This is a genomic window from Leisingera coralii (assembly GCF_049056525.1).
GTDB classification, from domain to species: domain Bacteria; phylum Pseudomonadota; class Alphaproteobacteria; order Rhodobacterales; family Rhodobacteraceae; genus Leisingera; species Leisingera coralii.
Genome location: NZ_JBHUPT010000088.1, coordinates 1 through 961 on the forward strand (window position 1 = coordinate 1; position 961 = coordinate 961).

General features: G+C 59.6%; 1 pseudogene. It reads left to right on the top strand.

Annotated elements, in window-relative coordinates:
• Nucleotides 1-892: pseudogene (locus tag ACFMBG_RS22195) on the top strand (IS3 family transposase); the annotation flags it as partial.
• Between the last annotated feature and the right edge of the window lie 69 nt (nucleotides 893-961).

Consider the following 961-nt stretch of genomic DNA (forward strand, 5'->3'; position numbering starts at 1 on the left):
AAGGAACGCCGGTCGCGGAGATCTGCCGCAAGGCCGGGATCAGCCAGGCGACATACTTTAACTGGAAGAAAAAATACGGAGGCCTTCTGCCGGACGAGATGCGCCGGCTGAAAGCGCTTGAGGACGAGAACATCCGGCTGAAGAAGATTGTGGCGGACCTGACGCTGGACCGGGAGATGCTTCAGGATGTCATTCGGCGAAAGCTCTGAAGCCTGGCCGTTTGCGCGAGATTGTCACCGGGATGTGCGTCGATTGGGGTGTATCGATCCGGAAGGCTTGTGGGGCCATCTGCTTCGACACATCCACCTACCACTACAAGTCCCGGCGGACGGATCAGGCTGCCGTCGAACGGCGGATCAAAGAGATCGCAGAGACGCGTGTGCGCTATGGCTACAGGCGCGTCCACGTGCTTCTGAGACGGGAGGGCTGGGTGATCAACATGAAGAAGACACGCAGGATTTACAACGAGTTGGGCCTGCAGCTCAGGAACAAGCACCCCAAGCGCCGGGTGAAGGCAAAGCTCAGAGAAGACCGTCAGGAAGCCGTTGGGCCAAACGATGTCTGGGCGATGGACTTCGTTCACGACCAGCTCGCCCTGGGCAGGAGGTTGCGTATCCTGACCGTTGTCGACACGCATTCCCGGCTCTGCCCTGCGGCCGATCCGCGCTTCACCTATCGGGGCGAAGATGTTGTGCAGACGCTCGAACGGGTCTGCGGGCAGATCGGCTACCCCAGGACGATCAGAGTCGATAACGGCAGCGAGTTCATCTCGCGGGACCTCGATCTCTGGGCCTACGCCAACGACGTTACCCTCGACTTCTCACGGCCTGGAAGGCCCACGGACAATAGCTTCATTGAGGCGTTTAACAGCAAGCTCCGGGCGGAATGCCTTCTGTAATCGGGGCGTGTTCGTCAAGTGCGATCGGTATCGGTTCCGTTATGGGGTCATGCTTCTGTCCGC